Source organism: Micromonospora sp. LA-10, from assembly GCF_051853095.1.
Taxonomy (GTDB): domain Bacteria; phylum Actinomycetota; class Actinomycetes; order Mycobacteriales; family Micromonosporaceae; genus Micromonospora; species Micromonospora echinospora_A.
Window position 1 is genome coordinate 4539049 of record NZ_CP195710.1, and the last position, 24375, is coordinate 4563423.

Genomic DNA, 24375 nt, shown 5'->3' on the forward strand with positions numbered 1-24375 from the left:
GTATCCGGGGGCGTCACGGCGTCACAGCGGGCCGCGGCCGGCGCGCAGCAGCAGGAGCGCGAGCTGGGTGCCGTCGGCGCCGAGCTCGGCCCGGAAACGCTCCAGGATCTCCCGCTCGCGGGAGAGCACGAGCCGGGTCCCGCCGGAGGCCATCCGGGTCGCGCCGACCTCCTGGGAGAGCGCGGCCCGCTCCTGCCAGAGCGCGATGAGGGTGCTGTCGATCTCGTCGATCCGCCGCCGGATCTCGCCGATCCGCTCGGCCGCCGCCGCGTCGTCGGTGCCGGTGCGGGCCGCCGCGGCGCCGGTCGGGTCGGCGCCGGCCGGCCGGCCGTCGCGCGCCAGGCTGCCGCTGCTCTCCACCACGTCAGTCATCATCGTCGTCCCTCTCGGGGCTCGGGCCCGGTACCCGGATCCCGGGACGGAAACGCCCCGGGCTCGGGGAGCCCGGGGCGTTTCGTAGGTCTGTGATCAGGCGCGACCCACGGCTGCCGGACTCCCGGTGCCGTAGTAAAAGTAGAAGCGCTGATCGAACACGTCGTCGAGTATGCCGACCATCCGGGCGGGCGCGCAAGAAGACGCACCAACAGGTGAGACGTGCCGCCGCGCGCCGACCGGCGGCGCGGGCGGGGAAGTGTCCGGCCGGCGGCATAGACTCGGGCTGCGATGCATCCTCTCTTCGACATCCCCGCGTCCCCACCCGCGCCGGAGTCCCGGCCGACCCCGCCGCGCCGCCCCGGGGCCGCCGGGTCGGACCCGCAGGCCCTCCTCGACGGCCTGAACGGCCCCCAGCGGGACGCGGTGACCCACGCCGGCTCCCCGCTGCTCATCGTGGCCGGCGCCGGCTCCGGCAAGACCCGGGTGCTGACCAACCGGATCGCCTACCTGCTCGCCGCCCGGGACGTGCACCCCGGCGAGATCATCGCGATCACCTTCACCAACAAGGCCGCCGGCGAGATGAAGGAGCGGGTGGCCGCGCTGGTCGGCCCGCGCGCCCGGATGATGTGGGTGTCGACGTTCCACTCGGCGTGCGTACGCATCCTGCGGGCCGAGCACGAGCACGCCGGCCTGAAGTCGACGTTCTCGATCTACGACGCGGACGACTCGCGCCGGCTGATGCAGATGGTTGCCCGCGAGCTGGACCTTGACCCGAAGCGCTACCCGGCCCGGGGCCTGGCCGCCCAGGTGTCGAACCTGAAGAACGAGCTGGTCGACCCGGAGGAGTTCGCCGGCCGGGCCAAGGGGCCGAACGAGCGGGCGCTCGCCGAGGCGTACACGCTCTACCAGCGGCGACTGCGCGAGGCCCACGCGCTGGACTTCGACGACCTGATCATGACCACGGTGCACCTGCTCCAGTCGCACCCGCACGTGGCGGAGAGCTACCGGCGGCGGTTCCGGCACGTCCTCGTCGACGAATACCAGGACACCAACCACGCCCAGTACGTGCTGATCAAGGAGCTGGTCTCCGGGACCGAGGGGATCCCGCCGGCCGAGCTCTGCGTGGTCGGCGACGCCGACCAGTCGATCTACGCGTTCCGCGGCGCGACGATCCGCAACATCCTGGAGTTCGAGCGGGACTTCACCGACGCCCGCACCATCCTGCTGGAGCAGAACTACCGCTCGACCCAGACGATCCTCAACGCGGCGAACGCGGTCATCGACCGCAACACCTCCCGCAAGCCGAAGCGGCTGTGGAGCGACGCCGGGTCCGGCGAGCAGATCGTCGGGTACGTCGCCGACACCGAGCACGCCGAGGCGGACTGGGTGGCCCGGGAGATCGACCGGCTGGTCGACGACGGCGACACCCGCCCGGGCGACGTGGCCGTCTTCTACCGCACCAACGCCATGTCCCGCGTGTTCGAGGAGGTGTTCATCCGGGTCGGCCTGCCCTACAAGGTGGTCGGCGGGGTGCGCTTCTACGAGCGCAAGGAGGTCCGCGACGCGCTCGCGTACCTGCGCGCGGTGGTGAACGACGACGACACGGTCAGCCTGCGGCGGGTCCTCAACACGCCGCGCCGGGGCATCGGCGAGCGGGCCGAGGCGTGCGTGGAGGCGCTGGCCGCGCGGGACCGCATCTCCTTCGGCGCCGCGCTGCGCCAGGCCAAGGACGCGCCCGGCATCTCCACCCGCGCGGCGAACGGCATCGCCGAGTTCGTCGCGCTGCTCGACGCGGCGCGGGAGCTGGCCGACACCGGCACGCCGGAGGAGGTGCTGGAGGCGGTGCTGACCCGCTCGGGCTACCTGGCCGAGCTGGAGGAGAGCCTCGACCCGCAGGACGCCGGCCGGGTGGACAACCTCCAGGAGCTGGTGAGCGTCGCCCGGGAGTACACCGAGCGGATCGAGGCGCTGGGCGCCGATGACGAGCGGGCCACCCTGGCCGGGTTCCTGGAGCAGGTGGCGCTCGTCGCCGACGCCGACCAGATCCCGTCCGACGACCCGGACCACCAGGGCGTGGTCACCCTGATGACGCTGCACACGGCCAAGGGCCTGGAGTTCCCGGTGGTGTTCCTGACCGGCCTGGAGGACGGCGTCTTCCCGCACCTGCGGTCGCTCGGCGACACCCGCGAGCTGGAGGAGGAGCGGCGGCTGGCGTACGTCGGCATCACCCGGGCCCGCCAGCGCCTCTACCTGTCCCGCGCGGTCACCCGGTCGGCGTGGGGCGCGCCCGCGTACAACCCGCCGTCGCGGTTCCTGGAGGAGCTGCCGCCGGAGCTGGTCCGCTGGGAGCGCACCGAGGGGTCGTACACCTCGTGGGGTGGCGGGGGCGGTGGCGTCGGCGGCCGGGCGGACCGCCTGGGCCGCGGCGGCTTCGCCGGCGGCACGCCCAAGGCGACCGAGCTGGCGAAGCGGCTGGGCGTGGACGCCAGCCGCCTGTCCACGGCGAGCGAGCTGAAGCAGGCCCCGAAGGTCTCGGCCGGGGACCGGGTCAATCACCAGCGGTACGGCCTGGGCCGGGTGCTGGCGGTGGAGGGGGCCGGGCCGGGCGCCCGGGCGCAGATCGACTTCGGCGACCAGACCATGTGGCTGGTGCTGCGGCACGCGCCCATCGACAAACTCTGAGCGTGAGCGGGCCCGGTCCGGCTCGTGGCCGGACCGGGCCCTGCCCCTGTCGTGGCGCGCTCAGCAGGCCACGGAGATGCCCCGCGCGCGCAGGAACGGCGCCGGGTCGATCTGGTTCCACATGGCGCCCTGGTGCACCTCGAAGTGCAGGTGCGGGCCGGTGGAGTCGCCGGTGGAGCCCTCGTAGCCGATGACCTGACCGGCCTTCACCTTGTCGCCCACGGCGACGGCGAGCCGGCTCTGGTGGGCGTAGTGGGTCAGGTAGCCGTTGTGGTGGTCGATGAAGACCGAGATGCCGTAACCGTCGCCCACGTCGCCGGCCTTGACCACGGTGCCCGCCGCGGCGGCGTGGATCGGGGTGCCGGCCGGCATGGCGAAGTCGATGCCGGCGTGCTGGGTGCCCCAGCGGGGCCCGTAGCAGGACGTGATGCCGGCGCCCTTCATCGGGATGACCCAGGCCGGCTTCTTCGCCACCGGCTTCTTCGCCACTGTCTTCTTCGGCTTGGGTTTCGCGGTCGCCGTCTTCTTCGGCGCCGGGGTGGTCGCGCTCGGGCTCGGCGACGGGCTGGCCGGGACGGCGGACGGGGTGAGCGGCTCGCGGGCCGAGCGGTCGGCGCGGGCCGCGTCGTCGAGGCGGGCCTGTACGTCGACGGCGGCGGGCGTCGGCGTGGAGCGGTCGGCGACGGTGACCACGCCGCCGATGCCGAGGCCGAGCAGGGCCACCGCGCCGGTGACCACGTATGCGGTGCGCCGGGCGCGGCGCGGGCGCCGGTGCCGGGCGGGAGCGTTGTCCGGGGTGGGGCTGTTGTGCTGCACGGGATCCTTCACCAGTCGAGGGGCACGTGACCACGAAATACTGGTGTCGGCGCAGGTGGTGGCGGGTATCGGGTGGCCGGAGCAAGGGCCGCGGGCCGTCGCCTCGTGCCCGGTTCCGGACCGGATGGGCGGTTCCGCGGCGAAGACGATCACCGACGCTTGTGGTCCCGCTCACTCCGGCGGGTGTGACGTGGCAGACTTCGGCCAAACGAAACCGCCCGGATCGTGTGATCCGGGCGGTGACGGGGCGTACTGAGCGTCAGGAGGCGGCTACGTCGCCGTAAATCGCTTCGATTTCGAGCTGGATGTCCACTCCGCGCTCCTTGAGGAACGCCACCGGGTCCTGCGGCTGGCCCTTGACATGGATCTCCAGGTGCAGGTGGGAGCCGTAGGAGTGGCCGGTGTTGCCGACCAGGCCGAGCTGGTCGCCGGCCTTCACCTCCTGGCCCTCCTTGACCGACACGGCGGAGGAGTGGCCGTAGATGGCCTCGGTGCCGTCGGAGTGCTTCACGATCACCGCGTAGCCGTAGCCGCCGAACCAGCCGGCCTTGGTGACCGTCCCGGCGTGGACCGCCTTGTACGGCGTGCCCTCCGGCGCGACCAGGTCGATGCCGGTGTGCAGCTTGCCCCAGCGCACGCCGTAGGGGGACTTGAAGTCGTAGCCGTGCAGTGGCAGGAGCCACGGGTCCTGCTCGGTGATCTTGCTGTCGGTGCGGTCGGACCGGGACGCGCGGTCGGCGCTGTCGGCACGGGCCGCGGCGTCCTGGCTGGCGACCGAGGCCTGCCGGAGCTCGTCGAGGACCGACGGGTTGACGCTCTTGGCGTCGGGCAGGGCGTTCGCGCCGATGGCGACGATGCCGGCGCCGACGAACGCGGTGGTGACCACCGCCGCGTAGCGGCTCCGCGGGGGGGTGGGTACGCGACGGCGGCCGCGATAGCGATCGGGCTCAGACGACAGGCGCTGGCGCACGCACACCCTCCGTTGTCGGGGATCCGATGCGACTCCGGACCGTTCGGTGAAGCTCGGTGGAACCTCCGGTGTCGCGTCGTCACCCGTCCGTGGACCTGATGACAACCGTGGACACGTTAGCCAACTGCCACTCCTGTCACAAGCCGAAGCGCCGAACTGGCGATTCTTTATGTCCGTTTCCATCCTGGGTTGTCATATCTCGTGCCGCCGGTCGGATGGGCCTCCGACTGTCCATTCGTCGCGGACAGTGACCGATCGGCGGAGGTGTCCGGCTTTCCGCGTACGCGGCTGAGCGGTAGGGGAGTGGCCCGTGCGTGGGACGGTTCGGGCCCCGCTTTCCGCCTCCCGCTGCGCCGGGTTACCGTTCGTTCAGGTCAGAGTCCTGGTGAAAGGTGTGCGCAGATGAGCTCTCGTATCCGGGTCGTCGTCGCGAAGCCCGGCCTGGACGGCCACGACCGGGGCGCGAAGGTCGTCGCGCGTGCCCTGCGTGACGCGGGCATGGAGGTCATCTACACCGGCCTGCACCAGACGCCCGAGCAGATCGTGGAGACGGCCATCCAGGAGGACGCGGACGCGGTCGGCCTCTCGGTGCTCTCCGGCGCGCACATGACGCTGTTCAAGCGCGTCCTCGAACTGCTCGCCGAGCGCGAGGCCACCGACATCGTGGTGTTCGGCGGCGGCATCATCCCCGACGCCGATCTGCCGGAGCTGGAGCGGCTCGGCGTCGCGAAGATCTTCACCCCCGGCGCCACCACCGGGTCGATCGTCGAATGGGTGCGGGAGAACGTCGCGCAGCCGGTCGGCTGAGCCGCCGCATTTGCGGCTCCGGGCACGGGGGAGGGGCCGGACGCACCCCTCACACGCCCGGCCCCTCTATGCACGATGCCCCGCCGCCACCCCTCGACCGACAGGGCATCGGCCGCTCCCGTCGTCGCGCTTGACCAGCGCTCCGACATCACACTCAACGACGCCCTCGACCGGCGGTTACGCCCGGTCCGGCACATCCCCCGGACGGCTGACGCCGGCGGCCCTCGCCGCGTGCCCGGCCGCCCGGAGAGCCTCCCGGCGACGACAGTCCCGGCCGGAACCGGTGCCGGCCCGGGACGGCTGTGCATTACCGCACACCCCGCACCCGCTCGGTTGCCGCCGGTTCCCATCTCGTTAGGCTGCGGCAAATGGCCTGTCTCTTCTGATGACAGGCGTCAAACTGATTTTCCAACGCTGGTGGCGGCGCGACGGCGCGCCGCGGAGACGGGACGGGACGCGCAAACGTGGACCTGTACGAGTACCAGGGGCGGGACCTGTTCGAGCGGCACGGCTTGCCCGTGCTCGCCGGCGGCGTCGCCACTACCCCGGAGGAGGCCCGCGCGATCGCCGAACGCCTCGGCGGCCGGGTGGTCGTCAAGGCGCAGGTGAAGGTCGGTGGCCGCGGCAAGGCCGGCGGCGTGAAGCTGGCCGAGGGCGCGGAGGAGACGGTGGCCCGGGCCACCGACATCCTCGGCATGGACATCAAGGGTCACACCGTCCACAAGGTCATGATCACCGTGACCGCGGACGTGGCCGAGGAGTACTACTTCTCTTACCTGCTCGACCGGGCGAACCGCACCTTCCTCTGCATCGCCAGCGTGGCCGGCGGTATGGACATCGAGCAGGTGGCGGCCGAGACCCCGGATCGGGTCGTCAAGGCCCCGATCGACGCCAACACCGGCGTCGACGAGGCGAAGGCCCGGGAGATCGTCACCGCGGCCGGCTTCCCGGCCGAGATCGCCGACCAGGTCGTCGACGTCGCGGTGAAGCTGTGGCAGGCGTTCGTCGCCGAGGACGCCACGCTCGTCGAGGTGAACCCGCTGGCCACCACCAAGGACGGCAAGCTGCTGCTCCTGGACGCCAAGGTCACCCTGGACGAGAACGCCGCGTTCCGGCACCCGGACCACGAGGCCCTGGTCGACCAGGCGTCGGTGGACCCGCTGGAGCAGGCCGCCAAGGCCAAGGACCTCAACTACGTCAAGCTCGACGGCGAGGTCGGCATCATCGGCAACGGCGCGGGCCTGGTCATGTCCACGCTCGACGTGGTCGCGTACGCGGGCGAGCGGCACGGCGGCGTCAAGCCGGCCAACTTCCTCGACATCGGCGGCGGCGCGAGCGCCGAGGTGATGGCGAACGGCCTGGAGATCGTCCTGTCCGACCCGTCGGTCAAGAGCGTCTTCGTCAACGTCTTCGGCGGCATCACCGCCTGCGACGCGGTCGCCAACGGCATCGTGCAGGCGCTGGCGCTGCTGGAGCAGCGCGGCGAGAAGGCCACCAAGCCGCTCGTCGTCCGCCTCGACGGCAACAACGCCGAGGCCGGTCGGGCGATCCTCGACGGCGCGGCCAACCCGCTGATCCAGCGGGTCGACACCATGGACGGCGCGGCCGAGCGGGCCGCCGAGCTGGCAGCTGCGGGGGTCTGACAATGGCTATCTGGCTGACCAAGGACTCCAAGGTCATCGTGCAGGGGATGACCGGTTCCGAGGGTTCCAAGCACACCCGGCGGATGCTCGCCGCCGGCACCAACGTGGTCGGCGGCGTGAACCCGCGCAAGGCCGGCACCACTGTCGACTTCGACGGCACCGAGCTGCCCGTGTTCGCCTCCGTCGCGGACGCGATGAAGGAGACCGGCGCGGACGTCACAGTCATCTTCGTGCCGCCGCAGTTCACCAAGGCCGCGGTGGTCGAGGCGATCGACGCCGGCATCGACCTGGCCGTGGTCATCACCGAGGGCGTGCCGGTGCACGACACCGCCGCGTTCTGGGCGTACAACAAGTCCAAGGGCGAGCGCACCCGCATCATCGGCCCGAACTGCCCGGGCATCGCCTCGCCGGGCGCGTCCAACGCCGGCATCATCCCGGCCGACATCACCGGCTCCGGCCGCATCGGCCTGGTCAGCAAGAGCGGCACGCTGACCTACCAGATGATGTACGAGCTGCGCGACATCGGCTTCTCCACCTGCGTCGGCATCGGCGGTGACCCGATCATCGGCACCACCCACATCGACGCCCTGGCCGCCTTCGAGGCGGACCCGGAGACCGACGCGATCGTCATGATCGGTGAGATCGGCGGCGACGCCGAGGAGCGGGCGGCCGAGTTCATCAAGGCCAACGTCACCAAGCCGGTGGTCGGCTACATCGCCGGCTTCACCGCCCCGCCCGGCAAGACCATGGGTCACGCCGGCGCGATCATCTCGGGCTCGGCGGGCACCGCCGACGCCAAGAAGGCAGCGCTGGAGGCGGTGGGCGTCAAGGTCGGCAAGACCCCGACCGAGACCGCCAACCTGATGCGGGAGCTCATGTCCGGCCGCTGAGCGGCCGTACGACGCGCCGAGGGGGTCGACCGGGTAACCGGTCGGCCCCCTCGCGTTCAGCGGTACCAGTACGGGTAGTACGAGTTGCCCCGGGCCCGCACGATGGCGCTGGCGACTATGTTGATCACGCCGAACGCGATGCCCAGCCAGCCGAGCAGCTGCGACCGGCCGTTGCGCCGCGCGTCGCGGATCGACAGCGCGCCGAAGACGATGCCCAGGACGCCGCAGCAGAACAGGCCGAAGACGATGCCGAGGACGCCCCAGAGCGTGGTCCGGTCCCGGCCGACGGCGGGCGGCGGCGGTGGTGGCGGATACGGAGCGTGCACGGCTTCCTCCGAGCGGTAGGCGCCGCGACGGAAAGGTCGCGTCTGAGGCCGAGGCTAGACCGGATCACCACCGCTGAGCGGGGGGTTCGGCGAACTCGCCACGCTGCCGACCCGGTATCGGACTGCCGTCCTTCCCGCGGCGTGCCAGAGTAGACGCGATGTCACGTGTCACCCCTGACCAGCCACGCCGCCCGGCCACCGGTCCCCGCGCCGGGGACCGGCCACCCGGCCGCGCCCGTCCGGCCGCACGGGTGCCCGCGCCGCGCTCGGGCGAGGAGCCGCGCAGCCGGGCGCCACTGCCCGTCGCGGCCGGCGTGGCGGCGCTCTGGGCGGCGCTGACCTCGTGGCTGCCGGTCTCCGTCGTGCTGGGCCTGGCCCAGCTCAGCGAGGACGCCGGCTCACTCGGCGGCGCGCTGCGCGCCGGCCTGGCCGGCTGGCTGCTCGGGCACGGCGTGCCACTGCAGACCACCGCCGGGCCGCTGGGCCTGATCCCGCTCGCGCTGAGCGCGCTCGCCGTCTGGCGGCTCACCCGCGCCGGGGTGCACGTCAGCCGGGCCGTCGGCGCGCGCGGGACCGGCTCGCCGCGCCAGGCGCTCACCGTCGCGGTCGCCGTCGGGATCGGGTACGCGCTGATCGGCGCGCTCGCCGCGTTCGCCGTCGACGCGGGCGGCCTGCGGGTCTCCCCGGTGACCGCAGCGCTCATGTTCGCCGCGTTCGGCGTACCGGCCGCCCTGGTCGGGGCGCTGCGCACCACGGGCGTCTGGGCGCTGCTGGCCGACCGCTGCCCACCGCCGCTGCGCGACGGCCTGCGTACCGGGCTGGTCGCGGCGCTGCTGCTGCTCGGCGCGGGAGCGGGCGCGGCCGGACTGGCGGTGGCCACCGGCGGCGGCGACGCGGCCGACATGATCGGCGCCTACCAGACCGGGGTGGCCGGTCAGGCCGGCATCACCCTGGTCAGCCTCGCGTACGCGCCGAACGCCATCGCCTGGTCGGCCAGCTACCTGCTCGGTCCCGGGTTCGCCGTCGGCACCGACACCGCCGTCCGTACGAGTGAGGTGTCGGTCGGCGCGCTGCCGGCCGTACCGCTGCTGGCCGGCCTGCCGCGTGGCCCGATGGACGGGCTCGGCGCCGCGCTGCTCGCGGTGCCGGTCCTGGCCGCGATGGCGGCCGGCTGGCTCCTGGCCCGGCGGCTGATCCGGGCGGCCGCCGAGGAACGGGCCGAGGTGGGCTGGCCGGCGCTGCTCGGGCCGGCCGCGCTCGCCGGCCCGGTGGCCGGCGCGCTGCTGGGGCTGGTCGCGGCGGCCTCCGGCGGCTCACTCGGCGGTGGGCGGCTGGCCGAGGTCGGCCCGTCGCCCTGGCCGGTGGCGCTGGTGGCCACCCTGGTGATCGCGGTGGGCGCGGTGCTCGGCGCGGCCGCCACCCGCACCCTGACCCGCCCGGCGCGTCCGACGCCCCCGCCTCGCGCCACCCCGGCGCCCCGCTGACCCGTCCGGCGCTGCGCGGGGGAGAGACGCGCGAGGGGCGCCCGGCGGTCGCCGGACGCCCCTCGTTCGAACGACGGTCAGGCGCCGAAGTTGTTCATGTTGATCGCAGCGCCGGCGATGGCGCTGATGATGCCGACGACCACGCCGACGGCGCCGCAGATCAGGGCGGCCCGCGCCTGGCCGGGGTTGCTGGCCTCGCCCGCCTGGACCTTCTTCTGGCCGAGCACGCCGAGGACGACCGCCACGATGCCGGCCGGGACACCCAGCAGCGGGCAGCACAGGCCGAGCACGATCGAGGCGATGCCGACGATCATGCCGGCCAGGCCCATGGTGTTGTTCTGGCCCTGACCCTGCGCCGGGCCGGCCGGGTAGCCGGCGGCCGGGTACTGCGGCGCCGCGCCGTACGGCTGCTGCTGCTGGGCGTACGGGTCCTGGCCGTAGGCGGGCTGACCCGAGGTGGGCTGGCCGTACGGCTGGCCCGAGGTCGGCTGCTGGCCGTACTGCGGCTGCTGGCCGTACTGCGGGGCCTGCGGCGGCTGGGCGTACGGGTCGTTCGGCTGAGCGGTCGGGTCCTGGTTCGGCTGCTGGCCGTACGGGTCCTGGCCGGGGTAACCGGGCTGCATGTCTGGGTGCTCCTCAGGTTCGGTTCGGTTGTGCGTCAGTTGCTGCCGGTGCTGCCGGCGAGACCAGCCAGGCCGCCGAAGAGGCAACACAGCACCACGATGATGCCGAGCCAGGCCAGGCCGGCGATGAGGGCCCACTTGGACCACTTCTTGGACTCGGCGGCGGCGGCCTGGGCGCCGGCGTAGTCGCCCTGCTGGATCAGCGGGTTGACCTTCGACGCGTTGATGATGGCCGGGATCGCGAGCGGCCAGAACAGAAAGATCGCGACGATGGACATCGTCATGTTGTTGTCGATCTGCTGCGGCTGCTGCGGGGGGTATCCGGGCTGCATGAGACGTACTCCTCGGTCCGGCGGCACGCGGCGTGCCGTTTTCTTCGTGGGGGTGCGGGCCGGGCAGAGGACCGGACACCGGGCGAGGCGCAGCGTACCGCGAGCGCGCCATGCGCGAGGTGACGCGACGTGCCCGCCGCCCCGTGGCCGGAGCGCCTGACCTGCCCGATAGGGTTGCCGCGTGACCGAGCCCGCGTCCGTCGCCCGCCTCGTCGTCCTCGTCTCCGGTTCCGGCAGCAACCTCCAGGCGCTGCTGGACGCCACCGCCGACCCCGGCTACGGCGCCCGGGTCGTCGCCGTCGGCGCCGACCGGGACGGGATCGCCGGCCTGGACCGGGCCGCCGCCGCGGGCGTGCCGTCCTTCGTCGAGCGACTCAAGGACCACCCCACCCGTGCCGACTGGGACAAGGCGCTCACCGCGCGGGTCGCCGAGCACCGGCCGGACCTGGTCATCAGCGCCGGGTTCCTCAAGCTGGTCGGGCCGGAGTTCCTGGCCGCGTTCGGCGACCGCTACCTCAACACGCACAACACGCTGCTGCCGGCGTTCCCCGGCATCCACGGCCCCCGCGACGCGCTGGCGTACGGCGTGAAGGTCACCGGGGCCACGCTGTTCTTCGTCGACGCCGGGATGGACACCGGGCCGATCGTGGCCCAGGTCGCCGTGCCGGTGCTCGACGGCGACGACGAGGACACGCTCACCGAGCGCATCAAGTCCGCCGAGCGGCGCCAGCTCGTCGAGCAGGTCGGCCGGCTGGTCCGTGAAGGTTGGACGATCACCGGAAGAAAGGTCACCATCCCGTGAACGCCACTGAGGACGCCGGCCGCCGCCCGATCCGGCGCGCGCTGGTCAGCGTCTACGACAAGACCGGCCTGGCCGAGCTGGCCCGCGCCCTGCACGAGGCCGGCGTGGAGATCGTGTCGACCGGGAGCACCGCGTCGACGATCTCCGGCGCCGGGGTGCCGGTCACGCCGGTCGAGCAGGTCACCGGCTTTCCGGAGATCCTCGACGGGCGGGTCAAGACGCTGCACCCGAAGATCCACGGTGGTCTCCTCGCCGACCTGCGCAAGGACGCGCACGCCGCCCAGCTCGACGAGCACGGCATCGGCGGCATCGACCTGCTGGTCTCCAACCTCTACCCGTTCCAGGCCACCGTCGCCTCCGGCGCCGACGCCGACGAGTGCGTGGAGCAGATCGACATCGGCGGTCCGGCGATGGTGCGGGCCGCGGCGAAGAACCACGCCTCGGTGGCGGTGGTGACGGACCCGGCCGCGTACCCGGCGGTGGTGGCCGCGCTCGCCGACGGCGGTTTCACGATCGCCCAGCGCCGGGCGCTCGCCGCCCGGGCGTTCGCCGACATCGCCGACTACGACGTGGCGGTGGCCGACTGGTTCGCCACCACCGTGGCGCCGGCCGAGGACGGCTGGCCGCAGTTCGCCGGCCTGGCGCTGCGCCGCCAGGCCGTGCTGCGGTACGGCGAGAACCCGCACCAGGCGGCGGCGCTCTACACCGACCCGGACGCGCCGGCCGGACTGGCCCAGGCCGAGCAGCTGCACGGCAAGGAGATGTCCTACAACAACTACGTCGATGCGGACGCCGCCTGGCGGGCCGCCAACGACTTCCCGGACCAGCCGGCGGTGGCGATCATCAAGCACGCCAACCCGTGCGGCATCGCTGTGGGCGCGGACGTGGCCGAGGCGCACCGCAAGGCGCACGCCTGCGACCCGGTCTCCGCGTTCGGCGGGGTGATCGCGGTGAACCGGCCGGTCGACGCGGCGATGGCCGGCCAGGTCGCGGAGATCTTCACCGAGGTGCTGGTGGCGCCCGGCTTCGACGAGGACGCACTGGAGCTGCTGCGGGCCAAGAAGAACCTCCGCCTGCTGCGGGCCCCCGCGTTCGCCGTGCGCCCGGCGGAGTGGCGGCAGGTCAGCGGCGGCGTGCTGGTGCAGTCGCGGGACGCCGTCGACGCGCCCGGCGACGACCCGTCCGGCTGGACGCTCGCCACCGGCGACCCGGCCGACGAAGCGACGCTGCGTGACCTGGCGTTCGCCTGGCGGGCGGTACGCGCGGTGAAGAGCAACGCGATCCTGCTGGCCCGCGACGGCGCGACCGTCGGCGTCGGCATGGGTCAGGTCAACCGGGTGGACTCGGCGCGGCTGGCGGTCAGCCGGGCCGGTGACGAGCGGGTCCGCGGCTCGGTCTGCGCCTCGGACGCGTTCTTCCCGTTCGCCGACGGCCCGCAGATCCTCATCGACGCCGGGGTGCGGGCCATCGTGCAGCCGGGCGGCTCGATCCGGGACGAGGAGACCATCGCGGCCTGCAAGGCGGCCGGCGTCACCATGTACCTGACCGGGACGCGGCACTTCTTCCACTGAACGAGTCCGGCCCCACCCGTCCGGGTGCGCCTGCCGTCCACACGGCGGACGCACCCCGGGCGTCGTGCCGTTGCCCGCCGCCGGAACCGGTTGCTAGCGTGTGCGCGGCGACGATCGACCGTCTCCGCAGCCCGTGAGACCGGCAGGTGTGCCATGCGCGTTCGCGACCGGTTGACCGCCGTCGTCGTCACGCTGGCCTTCGTCCTGGCCGGACTGGGATCGGCTGCCGCGCCCGCCGTCGTCGCACCGGCCGCCGCCCCGATCATCGAAGCGCTCGCCGCCGCGCCACCCGCCGGAACGCTCGCCGCCGCGCCGGCGAGCGGAACGAGCCCGGTGGCGCTGCGTGCCGCGTACCCCGAACGGTCCTGGTCGGAGCTTGCCGACGGGCGCTCGGGTGACCACCGCGGCGGCCTCGCCTACGCCGACGGGCCGGACGACGTGGTCCCGGCCGCGCTCCCGCGCGTGGCCGGACCGGCCGTGCCCGTGCCGGTGGCGCCCGCGCCCCGGCCGTCGGCGGCGCCGCTGCCGCCGCGCGGCCCGCTCGCCGCGCGCGCCCCGCCGGCCGCCTGAGCCACGCCGGACCCGGGACCCGCACGCCGGGACACCTCACCCGAGCGCACCGGACCGCCGCGTCGACCCGGCGGTTCCGGGACACCGATCACGTACGGCGGCGCGCCTCAACGCCGCCGCGATCTCCCGGGTCCACGCCCACCCGCCGCAGCGGAGGCCCCGCCCCCTCTTCCTCCGGGGGACGGGGCCTTCGTCGCGCTCACACGGCGGTGCGGACCTCCGCGAAGTGGCAGGCGCTGGGGTGCGGGTCGGCGGCCCGGGGCACTGTCTGCGGGTCCTGGACGGCGCAGACCTCCTCGGCCTTCCAGCAGCGGGTCCGGAAGTGGCAGCCGGACGGCGGTTCGGCCGGGCTGGGCACGTCGCCGCTGAGCCGGATGATGGTCTGCCGGTCGCGGGCCTCCGGGTCGGGCACCGGCACCGCCGACAGCAGCGCCTGGGTGTACGGGTGGGTGGCCCGCTCGTAGATCTGCTCCTCGGTGCCGATCTCGACGATCCGGCCCAGGTACATCACCGCGACCCGGTCGGAGATGTGGCGCACCACGGACAGGTCGTGGGCGATGAAGACGTACGACAGCCCGAACTCGTCCTGGAGTTGCTCCAACAGGTTGATCACCTGGGCCTGGATGGAGACGTCCAGGGCCGACACCGGCTCGTCGCAGACGATGATCTCGGGGCGCAGCGCGAGCGCCCGGGCGATGCCGATGCGCTGCCGCTGGCCGCCGGAGAACTGGTGCGGGTAGCGGTTGACGTGTTCCGGGTTGAGCCCTACCACGTCCAGCAGCTCCTGCACCCGCTGCCGCCGGCTGCGCTTCGGCGCGACCTCCGGGTGGATCTCGAACGGCTCGCCGATGATGTCGCCGACCGTCATGCGCGGGTTCAGCGAGGTGTACGGGTCCTGCATCACCATCTGCATGTTGCGGCGCAGCCGGCGCAGGTCCGCCCCCTTGGCCCCGAGCAGGTCGCGCCCCTCCAGCGTGACCCGCCCGGCGGTCGGGGTCTCCAGCCGCATGAGCAGCCGGGCCAGCGTGGACTTGCCGCAGCCGGACTCGCCGACCACGCCGAGCGTCTCGCCGCGCCGCAGCTCGAACGAGACGCCGTCGACCGCCTTGACCTGGCCGATGGTCTTCTTGAACAGCACGCCCTGGCTGATCGGGAAGTGTTTGACCAGGTGGTCGACGGCGAGGATGGTCTCGCCGCGCACCTTGGCGGGCTCAGCCGGCGCTGTCATCGTGCACCTCCTGCGCGAAGTGGCAGGCGCTGGTCCGCCCGTCGCCGAGCACCAGGTCGTGCGGTACCTCGTCCACACAGACCTGCTGGACGTACGGGCACCGGGGGTGGAACGGGCAGCCGGACGGGATCGCCATCAGGTTCGGCGGCAGGCCGCGGATGCTCGACAGCGCCTGGCCGCGCACGTCCAGGCGCGGGATCGACTCCAGCAACCCCTTCGTGTACGGGTGGGCGGGCGCCCGGTACAGCGCGTGCACGTCGGCGTGCTCGACGATGCGGCCCGCGTACATGACCGCGATCCGGTCCGCCACGCCGGCGACCACACCCAGGTCGTGGGTGATCAGGATGAGCGCCGTGCCGAGGTCGCGGCGCAGGTCGGCCAGGAGGTCCATGATCTGCGCCTGCACGGTGACGTCCAGCGCGGTTGTCGGTTCGTCGGCGATCAGCACCTTCGGGTCGAGCGCCAGCGCCATGGCGATCATGACCCGCTGGCGCATGCCGCCGGAGAACTGGTGCGGGTAGTCGCCGAGCCGCTTCGCCGCCGCCGGGATCCGGACCAGGTCCATCAGCTCGACGGTGCGCCGGCGCGCGTCGGCCCGGGACATTCCGGCCCGCTCGCGCAGCGACTCGCCGATCTGCCAGCCGACCGGGAAGACCGGGTTCAGCGCCGACAGCGCGTCCTGGAAGATCATCGCGATCTCCGTGCCGCGGATCTGCCGGCGTTCCTCCTCCGTGCGGGTGAGCAGGTCCCGCCCCTGGTAGAGGATCTGCCCGCCGCGCACGTACGCGGGCGGGGTGTCCAGGATGCCCATGATCGCCTGCGCCGTGACGGACTTGCCGGAGCCGGACTCGCCGAGCACGGCGAGCGTCTCACCGGCGTCCAGGTGGTACGACACCCCGTTGATCACCCGCGCGACGCCCTCGCGGGTGCGGAACTCGACGTGCAGGTCCCGTACCTCCAGCAGGTGCCCGCCCGGCGGGGTGGGTGAGGCCGGCGTGGGCCGGACCGCGTTCTGCGTCATGAGAGGGTCACCGGAGCTTCGGGTCGAAGGCGTCGCGGATCGCGTCGCCGAGCATGATGAAGGCGAGCACGGTCAGGGCGAGGAAGGCCGACGGCACGATCAGCGGCGTCGCCGACTCGCGCATGTGCACCCGCCCGGCGTCGATGTCGATGCCCCAGGAGATGGTCGGCGCCTTCAGGCCGATGCCGAGGAAGCTCAGCGTCGCCTCGGCCGCGATGAACGAGCCGAGCGCGATGGTGAGCACCACGATGGCCGGGGCGAGCGCGTTCGGCAGGATGTGCCGCCACATGATCCGGCCGTTGCCGGCCCCGAGCATCCGGGCCGCCGCCACGTAGTCCTGCTCCCGGGCGGTGATCACCGAGGAGCGGACCACCCGGGCCGCCGTGGTCCACCCGAGCAGCGCCAGCACGAAGATCACCGCGAACAGCCGTACCGTGTCGCCGCTGGTGCTGACCCGCTTGAGCAGCACGATGGCGGCCAGCAGCAGGGGAATGCCGAGCACGATGTCGATCACCCGGGAGAGCACCGCGTCGACCCACCCGCCGAAGTAGCCGGCGAGCATCCCGACGACGAGCGCGATCACGCCGGTGATCAGCGCGGAGAGAGCGCCCACGAGCAGCGAGGCGCGGGCGCCGTAGACCGCGCGGGCGAACGTGTCGCAGCCCTGGAAGTCGTACCCGAAGATGGCCCCGCCGGACGGCCCGGCGTGCTGGCGGGAGAGCACGCAGTCGCGCGGGTCGTTCGCGGCGAACAGCCCGGGTGCGACAGCCATCGTGGCGACGAGCACCACCAGGAGCAGGCTGATCCAGAAGACCGGGTTGCGGCGCAGGTCCCGCCAGGCGTCGCCGGCCAGGCTGCGGGCCCGGTCCGGCCGCCCGGCCCGGCCGGGTGTGCCCGGTTCGCCGGAGACGCCGCGCCGCGCGGCCTGGTTCTCCGTCGCCGCCACCGTCTCGAAGTCACTCACGGCCGCACCTCGCTGCGCTCACTCATAGCGGATCCTCGGGTCGAGGACGGCGTAGAGCACGTCCACCACCAGGTTGGAGAGCAGGTAGACCACGACGAGCACGCTGACGATGCCGACCACGAGCGGGCCGTCCTCGGTGCGGATGCCGCGGAACAGGTTGAAGCCGACACCGGGGACGTTGAACACGCCCTCGGTGATGATTGCGCCGCCCATCAGGTTGCCCAGCTCGACGCCGAGGAAGGTGATCACCGGGATGAGCGAGTTGCGCAGCACGTGCACGCCGACGATGCGGCGTCGCCGCAGGCCCTTCGAGCGGGCGGTGCGGACGTAGTCGGCGCGCAGGTTCTCGGTCACCGAGGTACGGGTCAGCCGCAGCGCGGTGGCCAGGGACAGCGAGCCGAGCACGATGCCGGGTAGCAGCAGCGCGTAGAAGGAGGGTTGCGCTCCGGCGGTGGGCGGGAAGACCGGCCACCGTACGCCGAGGAAGTACTGCGCCAGGGGCGCGAGCACGATTGTGGGTATGCCGAGCACCAGCAGCGTGAGCACGAGCGTGGCGTGGTCGAACACGCCGGAGCGGCGGATGGCCGCGAGCACGCCGGCGGTGACCCCGAAGAGCACGGTGACCGCCATCGCGATCACCGCCAGCTTGAGGGTGACCGGCCAGGCGGCGGCGAGGATGTCGCTGATCTGCCGCCCGGTCAGCGACTGCCCGAGGTCACCGCGGACCAGGCCGCCGAGGTAGTCGAAGTAGCGGTAGAAGAAGCCGCCGACCCCTGTCGCGTCCAGGTGGTACTTCTCGGTCAGGTAGGCCCGCTGCGCGGGGGTGACCGGCCGCTCCCCGGCGAGGGCCTGGATCGGGTCGCCCTGCCCGGCGAACATCAGCGCGTAGACGATCAGAGTGGTCCCGAAGAAGGCGAGGACCATCTGCAGGAGTCGCCGCAGGATGAACCGGAGCATGCTGGCAAGTCTGCCGAAAATGGTTCAAATGCGGGCCAATGCCAGGGCCGGGCCACCCGGTGGGGGTGGCCCGGCCCGTCAGCAGGGTGTCAGGCGAGTTCGATCTTCAGCAGGTCCACCCGGTCGAAGAGGTCCACGTGGACGTTCTTGACCTTGGTCGAGTGGCCGAAGTTGTTCTGCCCGTACCGCAGCGGGATCACCGGCATGTCCTGCGCGAGCAGGTCCTCCGCCGCCTGGTACTTCTTGATCGCCTCGTCCTCCGACGCCGCGCGGGCGCCCTCGGCGAGCAGCTTGTCGAACTCCGGGTTGCTGTAGCCGTAGTAGTTCGACGAGCCGGTGCTGCTGTACAGCGGGCCGAGGTAGTTCTCCATGGACGGGTAGTCCATGACCCAGCCCATCCGGAACAGGCCGACCGGCTGCTTCTTCTTGACCTTGGTCAGCAGGTCCGCGAACTTCGGCTCGGCGGTGCCGACGCAGTCCACGCCCAGGTTGGCCTTCAGCTGGTTGCAGGTCGCGTCGACCCAGTCCTTGTGGCCGCCGTCGCCGTTGTAGGACAGCTCGATCTTCTTCGGGCCACCCGCGGCCTCGTACATGGCCTTGGCCTTGACCGGGTCGAACGCGCCGGCGGTGCCGATGGTGTTCTCCCGGTAGCCGGCGACCACCGGCGAGACGAACGAGCGGGCCGGGCGCTGCGAGTCCTTGAAGATCGACTTGGTGATCTCGTCCCGGTCGATCGCCATCGAGATGGCCTTGCGCACCTCGGGCTTGCTGAACTCCTCCTGGAACGTCGGGAATGCCAGCACCTGCAGCGACGAGGCCGGGCTCTCCTGGTAGCGGTCGCCCAGGTCGGTCGCGGCGGTGGACAGGTTCTCGGTCGGGATCGTCTTGATCACGTCGAGGTTGTCCGACAGCACGTCCGCGTACGCGGCGGTCGGCTGCTGGTAGATGCGGAACTCGACGCCTCCGACCTTGGGCTGCTGGCCCGGGAAGGCGTCGTAGCGCTCCACCTCGACCTTGGCGTCGTGCTGCCAGCTGCCCTTCATCTTGAACGGGCCCTGACCGATCGGGGCCTGCTCGTAGCCCTCGGCCAGCACGCCCGGCGCGGAGAAGGCCGCCTTGGGCAGCGGGTAGAAGGCGGTGTAGCCGAGCATGGCCTTGAAGTCCACGTACGGCTCGGCGAGCGTCACCGTGAAGGTCAGGTCGTCGACCTTCTTCAGGCCGCTGAGCGTCTTCGCCTTCGGCGTCTCGCCCTGGAGGTCGTCGTAGCCGGCCACCTTCTCGAAGAAGTAGCTGGAGTTCTGACCGTTCGGGGCGTACGCGCCGTAGTTCCAGGCGTCGATGTAGTTGTCGGCGGTGACCTGCTCGCCGTTGTGGAAGGTGAAGCCGGGCTTCAGCTTGATCGTCCAGACCTTGTTGTCCGACGTCGTCACCGAGTCCGCCGCCACCTCGTGCGGCTTGTTCGCCTCGTCGTAGTCGACGAGCGGGCTGAACAGGGCCGACAGGACCTGGGAGCCGCTCGTCTCGTTGGTGTTTGTGGGCACCAGGTGCTGCGGCTCGGCGATCTCGATCCGCACGGCCGCGTCGGGGTTGCTGGCACCGCCGCTGCCGCCGCCCGAGCCGCAGGCCGTCAGGCCGAGCGTCACCGCGAGCGGGAGCGCGGCCCAGGCCGCGAGCCTACGAACACGCATGGGGTCTCCTCATCTCCTCACGCTGCGCGGTCGTCCCGACGTTGGGTGACTCTGCGCAACGAGCGGTAACGGTAGGTCGCGATCCGGCCCATCGACAACTGGCACGTGGTGGATCGATGACGGATTGTGTTCGCCCTGCCTTGGCGCTGCCGCTCGGGCGTGCTAGGCCCCGCCTCTTCCTGGTCTTTTCTTGGCCGTCCCTGTTCCGTCCGGGTCTGTCGGGGAAGTTGTGGGGCACCCGTTCCCGCTGTCCGGTCCCTGCCCGCGCGGGTGCGATCGGGCGAGGGCGTCACCGTGACTGGTCACTCTCCGTGATTTAGGGCACGTTGCGCAGCGTGATCGTCGGCCGTCGTCGTCCGGGTCCGTCCGCAGCCGTGAGACGATCACGACGTGACGGCGACGATCCTGGACGGCAAGGCCACCGCGGCGGAGATCAAGGACGAGCTACGAGCCCGGGTCAAGGCGCTCGCGGAACGCGGCATCACCCCCGGCCTCGGCACGGTGCTGGTCGGGGAGGACCCCGGATCCCAGGCGTACGTCAACGGCAAGCACCGCGACTGCGCCGAGGTCGGCATCGCCTCGCTGCGGGTCACGCTGCCGGCCGACGCCACCCAGGAGCAGCTCGACGCGGCGCTCGCCGAGCTGAACGCCGACCCGGCCTGCCACGGCTACATCGTCCAGCTCCCGCTCCCCGGGCACCTCGACACCCAGCGCGCGCTGGAGTCGATCGACCCCGACAAGGACGCCGACGGGCTGCACCCGGTCAACCTCGGCCGGCTCGTCCTCGGGTACGACGCGCCGCTGCCCTGCACCCCGCGCGGCATCGTGGAGCTGCTGCGCCGGCACGACGTGCCGCTGCGCGGCGCGAACGTGGCCGTCGTCGGCCGGGGCAACACCGTCGGCCGCCCGCTGGGCCTGCTGCTGACCCGGCGCAGCGAGAACGCCACAGTGACGCTCTGCCACACCGGCACGCTCGACCTCGCCGCGCACACCCGCGCCGCCGACGTCGTCATCGTCGCCGCCGGGGTGCCGGGCCTGCTCACCGCCGACATGGTCAACCCGGGTGCGACGGTGGTGGACGTCGGCATCACGCGGGTCATCAGCGAGGACGGCAAGGGCCGCTACACCGGCGACGTCGACCCGGAGGTGGCCGAGGTCGCCGGCAAGGTGGTGCCGATGCCCGGCGGCGTCGGCCCGATGACCCGCGCGATGCTCCTGACCAACGTGGTCGAACGGGCCGAACGGGCGGGCTGACACCCACGCAGGTCATAACCGTCCGCCCCTGGCCCGATCGGTGCCAGGATGGCTGATACGGTCCGGAAAACCGACTGGTATCAGGGAGTGGGACGACCATGGGTAAGAAGGTCACTGTCGTCGGCGCCGGCTTCTACGGCTCGACCACCGCACAGCGCCTGGCCGAGTACGACGTCTTCGACACCGTCGTGATCACCGACATCGTGGAGGGCAAGCCGGCGGGTCTCGCGCTCGACCTCAACCAGTCCCGCGCGGTCGAGGGCTTCGAGACCAAGGTCGTCGGCGTCACCACCGGCCCGAACGGCGAGGGCTACGACGCCATCGAGGGCTCGGACGTGGTCGTCATCACCGCCGGCCTGCCTCGCAAGCCGGGCATGAGCCGGATGGACCTGCTGGAGACCAACGCCAAGATCGTCCGTCAGGTCTCCGAGAACGTCGCCAAGTACGCCCCGAACGCCGTCGTCATCGTGGTGTCCAACCCGCTCGACGAGATGACCGCGCTGGCCCAGCTCGCCACCCAGTTCCCCAAGAACCGGGTGCTCGGCCAGGCCGGCATGCTCGACACCGCCCGCTTCACCAACTTCGTCGCCGAGGCGCTGAGCGTACCGGTGAAGTCGGTACGGACCCTGACGCTCGGCTCGCACGGCGACACCATGGTCCCGGTGCCGTCCAAGAGCACCGTCAACGGCAAGCCGCTGCGTGACGTCATGCCGGCCGAGCAGATCGAGGAGCTGGTCGTCAAGACCCGCAACGGTGGCGCCGAGGTCGTCGCGCTGCTCAAGACCGGTTCCGCGTACTACGCCCCGTCGGCCGCCGCGGCCCGGATGGCGAAGGCCGTGGCCGAGGACTCCGGCGACGTCATGCCGGTCTGCGCCTGGGTCGACGGCGAGTACGGCATCGCCGGCGTCTACCTGGGCGTCGAGGCCGAGATCGGCGCCGAGGGCGTGAAGCGGGTCGTCGAGACCGACCTGGACGCCGACGAGCTGGCCGCGCTGAAGGAGGCCGCCGAGGCGGTCCGCGCCAAGCAGGGCGACGTCGCCAGCATGTGACGCCCGTACCACCGCGTCGAAGGGCCCGCCGGCACGCCGCCGGCGGGCCCTTCCTCGTCCCCGCCCTCACTCGTCCCGCCGGCCCGCTCTGTTGATCATGAAGTTGGCGGCGGAAATGGAGATCGACAAGGCGGTCAACTTCGTGATCAACGGGGTGGAGGCGGGTGGGGGGTGAAGGGCGCGGTCAGATGGGGTGTCGCCAGGACCCCGGGGGAGATGGTCGCGAGCAGGTTCTGCCGGGAGTGGCGGGCCGTCTCCGGGTCCTCCTCATGGGCGTAGGCGAGGGCCGGGTCGACCAGCTGGATCGCGTGGACCAGCAGGTCACCGGTGACCAGGAGGCGGTCGTCGTCCGCCTCGATCAGCACCGACTGGTGGCCCGGCGTGTGCCCGGGCGTGTGCAGCAGGCGTACCCCCGGGGTGAGGGGCGTGTCGCCGTCGACCACCCGCAGCCGGCCGGCGGCGCGCAACGGCCCCAGCAGCCGGGCCGGCAGCTCCGGGTGGAACAGCTCCAGCGCGTCCAGCTCGGCGCGCTGGACCAGGTGATCCGCGTTCGGGAAGAGCGGGCCGGCCCAGCCCACGTGGTCCGTGTGCAGATGGGTGAGGACCACGGTGCGGACGTCGGCCGGTTCGATCCCGGCGGCCGCCAGCTCGGCGGGCAGCCGGCCCGGGACCGGTGCCCAGCTCGCGGCGAGCGAGTCGGCCGGGCCGATGCCCGCGTCGACAAGCGTGACCGGGCCGTCGCCGGCCCGCACGGCGAACGCGCGGAACCGCAGCCACCACCGGCCGTCGGCGGTCACCGCGCCCGGATCGAGCCGATCGGCGGCCCGCCAGTGCGCCTCGGTGGCGCCGGGGAACGCCTCGTCGCGGGGCTGGAAGAAGGGCCCCTCGCCGTCGGAGAGCGCGGTGACCGTGATAGACCCGAGGGTGCGGCTGCGCGGCATCGGACGATGATGCCAGCGGGTCGCGGTGCGGCGCAGCCCGCTTTCCGGCGGTCCACCCCGGGCCGCCTGGGGACTGCCGGCCAGTTTCCAGTACGCTCGTACTGCTTGAGCACGTGTCCCCCGAGAGGAGCGCCGGCCGATGGCGAAGATCAAGGTAAACAACCCGGTCGTGGAAATCGACGGCGACGAGATGACCCGGATCATCTGGAAGCAGATCCGGGAGCAGCTAATCCTGCCCTACCTCGACGTCGACCTGCACTACTACGACCTGTCGATCCAGCACCGTGACGCCACCGACGACCAGGTCACGGTCGACGCCGCCAACGCCATCAAGGAGCACGGCGTCGGCGTCAAGTGCGCCACCATCACCCCGGACGAGGCCCGGGTGGAGGAGTTCGGCCTGAAGAAGATGTGGCGGTCGCCGAACGGCACCATCCGCAACATCCTCGGCGGCGTGGTCTTCCGCGAGCCGATCATCATGTCGAACGTGCCGCGGCTCGTCCCGGGCTGGACCAAGCCGATCATCATCGGCCGGCACGCGCACGGCGACCAGTACAAGGCCACCGACTTCGTCGTCCCCGGCCCGGGCACGGTGACCATCACCTACACCCCGGCCGACGGCGGCACCCCGATGGAGATGGAGGTCGCCAACTTCCCCGGCGGCGGCATCGCCATGGGCATGTACAACTACGACGAGTCGATCCGGGACTTCGCCCGCGCCTCGTTCCGGTACGGCCTGGACCGCAACTACCCGGTCTACATGTCCACCAAGAACACCATCCTCAAGGCGTACGACGGCCGGTTCAAGGACATCTTCGCCGAGGTGTTCGAGAACGAGTTCAAGGCCGAGTTCGAGGCCGCCGGCCTCACCTACGAGCACCGGCTGATCGACGACATGGTCGCCGCCGCGCTCAAGTGGGAGGGCGGGTACGTCTGGGCCTGCAAGAACTACGACGGTGACGTGCAGTCCGACACCGTGGCGCAGGGCTTCGGCTCGCTCGGCCTGATGACCTCGGTGCTGCTCTCCCCGGACGGCCGCACCGTCGAGGCCGAGGCCGCCCACGGCACCGTCACCCGGCACTACCGGCAGTACCAGAAGGGCGAGAAGACCTCGACCAACCCGATCGCCTCGATCTACGCCTGGACCCGGGGCCTCGCGCACCGGGGCAAGCTGGACGGCACCCCGGCGGTCACCGAGTTCGCGAACACGCTGGAGAAGGTCATCGTGGACACCGTCGAGGGCGGCCAGATGACCAAGGACCTCGCGCTGCTCATCTCGCGGGACGCCCCGTGGCTGACCACCGACGAGTTCATGAACGCGCTCGACGAGAACCTGGCTCGCCGCCTCGCCGCCTGACGTGCAAGGAAGGGCCCCTTCTTAA

23 protein-coding genes are annotated in these 24375 nt (G+C 72.1%); 11 read left to right on the forward strand and 12 right to left on the reverse strand.

What is annotated here, in order from left to right; genetic code table 11:
• Nucleotides 1-21 precede the first annotated feature (21 nt).
• The gene (locus ACSDG8_RS21510) at nt 22-375 is read right to left on the reverse strand and encodes a chorismate mutase (RefSeq protein WP_210896361.1); all 354 of its coding nucleotides are present in this window, start codon (nt 373-375) and stop codon (nt 22-24) included.
• Nucleotides 376-663: 288 nt separating this feature from the next.
• Here ACSDG8_RS21510 and pcrA point away from each other — a divergent pair, with 288 nt between their 5' ends.
• Nucleotides 664-3057 carry a DNA helicase PcrA gene (gene pcrA / locus ACSDG8_RS21515; RefSeq protein WP_439427199.1) on the forward strand — a complete coding sequence of 798 codons (2394 nt, stop codon included), beginning with the start codon at nt 664-666 and terminating at the stop codon, nt 3055-3057.
• A gap of 60 nt (nt 3058-3117) precedes the next feature.
• On the opposite strand, the gene ACSDG8_RS21520 is transcribed toward pcrA, so the two are convergent.
• Both ACSDG8_RS21520 and ACSDG8_RS21525 read right to left on the reverse strand, forming a co-directional pair.
• Nucleotides 3118-3873 carry a M23 family metallopeptidase gene (locus ACSDG8_RS21520; protein WP_210896357.1) on the reverse strand — a complete coding sequence of 252 codons (756 nt, stop codon included), beginning with the start codon at nt 3871-3873 and terminating at the stop codon, nt 3118-3120.
• Nucleotides 3874-4132: 259 nt separating this feature from the next.
• Nucleotides 4133-4843: a M23 family metallopeptidase gene (locus ACSDG8_RS21525; RefSeq protein WP_030501513.1), complete on the reverse strand. Its 711-nt coding sequence runs from the start codon at nt 4841-4843 to the stop codon at nt 4133-4135.
• Between the two features lie 402 nt (nt 4844-5245).
• On the opposite strand from ACSDG8_RS21525, the gene ACSDG8_RS21530 reads away from it, so the two are divergent.
• The 3 genes from ACSDG8_RS21530 to sucD all read left to right on the forward strand — a co-directional run bounded on the left by ACSDG8_RS21530 (nt 5246) and on the right by sucD (nt 8183).
• Complete coding sequence (locus ACSDG8_RS21530; protein WP_210896353.1) at nt 5246-5650, forward strand: cobalamin B12-binding domain-containing protein; 405 nt, start codon at nt 5246-5248, stop codon at nt 5648-5650.
• 464 nt (nt 5651-6114) lie between these two features.
• Complete coding sequence (sucC, locus tag ACSDG8_RS21535) at nt 6115-7293, forward strand: ADP-forming succinate--CoA ligase subunit beta (protein WP_210896351.1); 1179 nt, start codon at nt 6115-6117, stop codon at nt 7291-7293.
• Between the two features lie 2 nt (nt 7294-7295).
• Complete coding sequence (gene sucD, locus ACSDG8_RS21540) at nt 7296-8183, forward strand: succinate--CoA ligase subunit alpha (RefSeq protein WP_210896349.1); 888 nt, start codon at nt 7296-7298, stop codon at nt 8181-8183.
• A gap of 56 nt (nt 8184-8239) precedes the next feature.
• Here sucD and ACSDG8_RS21545 read toward each other — a convergent pair whose 3' ends face one another.
• Nucleotides 8240-8509, reverse strand: coding sequence for a DUF4190 domain-containing protein (locus ACSDG8_RS21545; RefSeq protein ID WP_210896347.1), 270 nt, complete (start codon nt 8507-8509; stop codon nt 8240-8242).
• Between the two features lie 158 nt (nt 8510-8667).
• Between ACSDG8_RS21545 and ACSDG8_RS21550 the strand changes: the two genes are divergently transcribed.
• Nucleotides 8668-9993, forward strand: coding sequence for a cell division protein PerM (locus ACSDG8_RS21550; RefSeq protein WP_210896345.1), 1326 nt, complete (start codon nt 8668-8670; stop codon nt 9991-9993).
• A 77-nt stretch (nt 9994-10070) separates the two neighbouring features.
• Here the strand turns inward: ACSDG8_RS21550 and ACSDG8_RS21555 are convergent, their stop codons facing one another.
• Nucleotides 10071-10616 (reverse strand): DUF4190 domain-containing protein, encoded by a 546-nt coding sequence (locus ACSDG8_RS21555; RefSeq protein ID WP_210896343.1) that lies wholly within the window; start codon nt 10614-10616, stop codon nt 10071-10073.
• A 35-nt stretch (nt 10617-10651) separates the two neighbouring features.
• Nucleotides 10652-10948 carry a CD225/dispanin family protein gene (locus tag ACSDG8_RS21560; protein WP_210896341.1) on the reverse strand — a complete coding sequence of 99 codons (297 nt, stop codon included), beginning with the start codon at nt 10946-10948 and terminating at the stop codon, nt 10652-10654.
• Between the two features lie 181 nt (nt 10949-11129).
• On the opposite strand from ACSDG8_RS21560, the gene purN reads away from it, so the two are divergent.
• The 3 genes from purN (at nt 11130) to ACSDG8_RS21575 (ending at nt 13891) form a co-directional block, all read left to right on the forward strand.
• Complete coding sequence (purN, locus tag ACSDG8_RS21565) at nt 11130-11750, forward strand: phosphoribosylglycinamide formyltransferase (protein ID WP_073828854.1); 621 nt, start codon at nt 11130-11132, stop codon at nt 11748-11750.
• The gene (gene purH, locus ACSDG8_RS21570; RefSeq protein WP_210896339.1) at nt 11747-13321 is read left to right on the forward strand and encodes a bifunctional phosphoribosylaminoimidazolecarboxamide formyltransferase/IMP cyclohydrolase; all 1575 of its coding nucleotides are present in this window, start codon (nt 11747-11749) and stop codon (nt 13319-13321) included. The genes purN and purH overlap by 4 nt, the downstream gene beginning before the upstream one ends.
• Nucleotides 13322-13474: 153 nt before the next feature.
• Nucleotides 13475-13891 carry a hypothetical protein gene (locus ACSDG8_RS21575; RefSeq protein WP_210896337.1) on the forward strand — a complete coding sequence of 139 codons (417 nt, stop codon included), beginning with the start codon at nt 13475-13477 and terminating at the stop codon, nt 13889-13891.
• Between the two features lie 199 nt (nt 13892-14090).
• Here the strand turns inward: ACSDG8_RS21575 and ACSDG8_RS21580 are convergent, their stop codons facing one another.
• From ACSDG8_RS21580 to ACSDG8_RS21600, 5 genes are all read right to left on the reverse strand, one after another.
• The gene (locus tag ACSDG8_RS21580) at nt 14091-15119 is read right to left on the reverse strand and encodes an ABC transporter ATP-binding protein (RefSeq protein WP_210896335.1); all 1029 of its coding nucleotides are present in this window, start codon (nt 15117-15119) and stop codon (nt 14091-14093) included.
• On the reverse strand, nt 15103-16140 hold the full coding sequence (locus ACSDG8_RS21585) for an ABC transporter ATP-binding protein (protein WP_210896333.1): 1038 nt from the start codon (nt 16138-16140) through the stop codon (nt 15103-15105). Before ACSDG8_RS21585 ends, ACSDG8_RS21580 begins: the two co-directional genes overlap by 17 nt.
• A 7-nt stretch (nt 16141-16147) precedes the next feature.
• A complete protein-coding gene (locus tag ACSDG8_RS21590; protein WP_210896331.1) occupies nt 16148-17104 on the reverse strand; it encodes an ABC transporter permease in 957 nt (318 codons plus the stop codon).
• Nucleotides 17105-17122: 18 nt separating this feature from the next.
• Nucleotides 17123-18061 carry an ABC transporter permease gene (locus tag ACSDG8_RS21595; protein WP_210896329.1) on the reverse strand — a complete coding sequence of 313 codons (939 nt, stop codon included), beginning with the start codon at nt 18059-18061 and terminating at the stop codon, nt 17123-17125.
• An 89-nt stretch (nt 18062-18150) separates the two neighbouring features.
• Nucleotides 18151-19749 (reverse strand): peptide ABC transporter substrate-binding protein, encoded by a 1599-nt coding sequence (locus ACSDG8_RS21600; RefSeq protein ID WP_210896326.1) that lies wholly within the window; start codon nt 19747-19749, stop codon nt 18151-18153.
• A gap of 390 nt (nt 19750-20139) precedes the next feature.
• On the opposite strand from ACSDG8_RS21600, the gene ACSDG8_RS21605 reads away from it, so the two are divergent.
• Nucleotides 20140-21003 (forward strand): bifunctional methylenetetrahydrofolate dehydrogenase/methenyltetrahydrofolate cyclohydrolase, encoded by an 864-nt coding sequence (locus ACSDG8_RS21605; RefSeq protein ID WP_210896324.1) that lies wholly within the window; start codon nt 20140-20142, stop codon nt 21001-21003.
• Nucleotides 21004-21101: 98 nt separating this feature from the next.
• Nucleotides 21102-22052: a malate dehydrogenase gene (locus ACSDG8_RS21610; RefSeq protein ID WP_210896321.1), complete on the forward strand. Its 951-nt coding sequence runs from the start codon at nt 21102-21104 to the stop codon at nt 22050-22052.
• A gap of 146 nt (nt 22053-22198) precedes the next feature.
• Here the strand turns inward: ACSDG8_RS21610 and ACSDG8_RS21615 are convergent, their stop codons facing one another.
• Nucleotides 22199-22993 (reverse strand): MBL fold metallo-hydrolase, encoded by a 795-nt coding sequence (locus tag ACSDG8_RS21615; RefSeq protein WP_210896319.1) that lies wholly within the window; start codon nt 22991-22993, stop codon nt 22199-22201.
• 139 nt (nt 22994-23132) lie between these two features.
• Here ACSDG8_RS21615 and ACSDG8_RS21620 point away from each other — a divergent pair, with 139 nt between their 5' ends.
• Nucleotides 23133-24350, forward strand: a complete 1218-nt coding sequence (locus ACSDG8_RS21620) for an NADP-dependent isocitrate dehydrogenase (protein ID WP_043328372.1) — start codon at nt 23133-23135, stop codon at nt 24348-24350.
• Nucleotides 24351-24375 lie beyond the last annotated feature (25 nt).